Genomic DNA, 2,370 nt, shown 5'->3' with positions numbered 1-2,370 from the left:
CGCAGCAGCGCGGCCGGATCGTCCGACATCTCCAGCGCGTGGACCAGCAGGATGCGGTCGACCGCGGCGTCGGGAAGCGGCAGCGAGAATTCGTCGACCAGCGAGGCCAACGCCGGCCGTCCCGTCGGCCATTTCAGGACGCCCTGAGCCGCCGGCATGAAGGCGATGCAGCGCTCGGCATCTTCCCGGAACAATCCCAGATAGGGCGTGGGATAGCCAAGGCCGAGCACGCGGTGGCCGTCGGCACGCGGCCAGCGCTCCCTGATGCCGCGATTGATCATTTGCCGCGCCACAATCCCGAGGCGGCGGGAATAGAACTCGCGGAGGTCGACGACGTCGATGGTCATGACCACAATGTAACATGCGCAAGGCCGGTGCCGCGCGCGGAATATTGCATTGCCTGCGCGACGTTAACGCCATATTTGTCTGGCGGGGCTGAGCGCGATGGAGATGACATGGCCGCCGAAATTCGTACTTTCACCTGTTTAAGCGATAATTTCGGCTATCTGATCCACGATGTGGAAACCAAGGCGACGGCGTCCGTCGACGCGCCTGAGGCCGGCCCGATTCTGAAGGCGCTCGAGCGCGAGGGCTGGCAGCTCACCGACATCCTGATCACCCATCATCACGGCGATCATGTCGGCGGGGTCGCCGAACTCAAGCGCAAATACAATTGCCGCGTCGTCGCGCCGCACGACAAGACCACTGCGATCGCGAACGTCGATCTGCGTGTCGCCAATGCCGACGTGGTCAAGATCGGCAACCTGCTGGCGCGCGTGATCGAGACGCCCGGCCACACGCTCGACCACATCTCCTACGTGTTCGACACCGAGAAGACGGTCTTCGCCGCCGACACGCTGTTCTCGATCGGCTGCGGGCGCGTGTTCGAGGGCACCTATCCGATGATGTGGGATTCGCTTCTGAAGCTGCGTGCCCTGCCCGACGACTTCAGGCTCTATTGCGGCCACGAATACACGGCCTCCAACGTCAAGTTCGCGCTTACCGTCGATCCCGACAATGCGGCGCTCCAGGCGCGCGCGGCGGAGGTGGCGAAGCTCCGGGCCGAGAACAAACCGACCATTCCCACACTGCTTGGCGACGAGAAGCGGGCAAACGTGTTCCTGCGCGCCGATGAACCGTCGGTCGCGGCCAGGCTGCACATGAAGGGCGCGGATGCCGCCGCGGTGTTCGGCGAGCTGCGCGAGCGCAAGAACAAGTCCTGAAGAACAAGTCCTGACGGGAATCGATGCCGACCGCAGCCGAGATCATCGCGCGCCTCGAACTCCGCCCGCATCCTGAAGGCGGGCATTACCGCGAAACGTTCCGCGACCAGACCACGGACACAAACGGCCGGTCGCGCTCGACCTCGATCTATTTCCTGCTCGCACGCGGCGAGCGTTCGCACTGGCATCGCGTCGACGCGGTCGAGACGTGGCATTTTTACGCCGGCAGCCCGCTGACGCTGCGCATCGCCCATGACGGTCGCTCGCAGCATGTGGTGCGCCTCGGCACCGACCTTGCGAATGGCGACCGGCCGCAGGCGATCGTGCCGGCGCAGGCCTGGCAATCCGCCGAGACGACGGGCGAGTGGACACTGGTCGGCTGTACGGTGGCGCCTGCATTCGAGTTCGCAGGCTTCGAGCTCGCGCCAAAGGGCTGGGAGCCGTAGCTCCCTTCACCTCTTCCTCAGCACCATGTCCTTCGCCGCAATCAGGCCGCCGCCGGCGATCAGGATCGCGGCAATCGCGATGTTGGCGCTGGCTTTGGCAAAACCGGCGGCGATCAGGAAGCCGGTCGAGAGCAGCGGCGTCGCGTAAGAGGCGGCGCCGAGCACGCGGATGTCACCGCGTTTCATGCCGATGTCCCAGGCGTAGAAGGCGGCACCGACGGGGCCGATGCCGAGCGCGATCACGGAGAGCCATTGCAAGCTCGTCTCCGGCCACACCGCGGTCTCGAGCAGGCCATGCATCAGCGCGGCGAGCACTGCGGTGGCCAGACAGAATCCCGCGACCGCATCGGTCGGCACGGCCTTGAGCCGGCGCGACAGCACCGAATAGGTCGCCCAGACGAACGCAGCGATGAAGGCCGCGACCAGTCCCGGCACCTGGCCCGGCGCGAAGCCAGAGGTGTTGCCGGCAAACAGCAGCACGGTGCCGACGAGGCCGAGCACCGCGCCGACGATGTGATGCAGGGCGAGCCGCTCGCCCGGCAGGAACGACGAGAACAGCACGATCAGGAGCGGCCACAGATAATTCAGCAGGCCGGCCTCGGCCGGCGGCGCGAAGCGCAGGGCGAGAAAATACAGCGCGTGATAGCCGAACAGGCCGCCGACGCCGACGGCCCAGACGACGAGCGGCTGGCGCAGGCTTT

3 protein-coding genes and 1 pseudogene are annotated in these 2,370 nt (G+C 66.0%); 2 read left to right on the top strand and 2 right to left on the bottom strand.

What is annotated here, in order from left to right; genetic code table 11:
* Window positions 1-347, bottom strand: a pseudogene (locus MOV75_RS34855) (class I SAM-dependent methyltransferase); the annotation flags it as partial.
* A 108-nt stretch (window positions 348-455) separates the two neighbouring features.
* Between MOV75_RS34855 and gloB the strand changes: the two are divergent.
* Window positions 456-1,223 carry a hydroxyacylglutathione hydrolase gene (gene gloB / locus MOV75_RS34850; RefSeq protein ID WP_246927908.1) on the top strand — a complete coding sequence of 256 codons (768 nt, stop codon included), beginning with the start codon at window positions 456-458 and terminating at the stop codon, window positions 1,221-1,223.
* Window positions 1,224-1,246: 23 nt separating this feature from the next.
* Complete coding sequence (locus MOV75_RS34845; RefSeq protein ID WP_246927911.1) at window positions 1,247-1,669, top strand: cupin domain-containing protein; 423 nt, start codon at window positions 1,247-1,249, stop codon at window positions 1,667-1,669.
* 6 nt (window positions 1,670-1,675) lie between these two features.
* Here the strand turns inward: MOV75_RS34845 and MOV75_RS34840 are convergent.
* The coding region (locus tag MOV75_RS34840) for a DMT family transporter (RefSeq protein ID WP_247007608.1) at window positions 1,676-2,370 on the bottom strand (695 nt) is incomplete at its 5' end.

This window comes from Bradyrhizobium sp. PRIMUS42, from assembly GCF_023006515.1.
GTDB lineage: Bacteria > Pseudomonadota > Alphaproteobacteria > Rhizobiales > Xanthobacteraceae > Bradyrhizobium.
The sequence above is the reverse complement of the archived record's forward strand: the minus strand, read 5'-3'. Positions and strand labels throughout refer to the sequence as shown.

Excerpts from the sequence above, each read along its gene's own strand:
- gloB (WP_246927908.1), top strand. The coding sequence starts at position 456 with ATGGCCGCCGAAATTCGTACTTTCACCTGTTTAAGCGATAATTTCGGC.
- MOV75_RS34845 (WP_246927911.1), top strand. The coding sequence starts at position 1,247 with ATGCCGACCGCAGCCGAGATCATCGCGCGCCTCGAACTCCGCCCGCAT.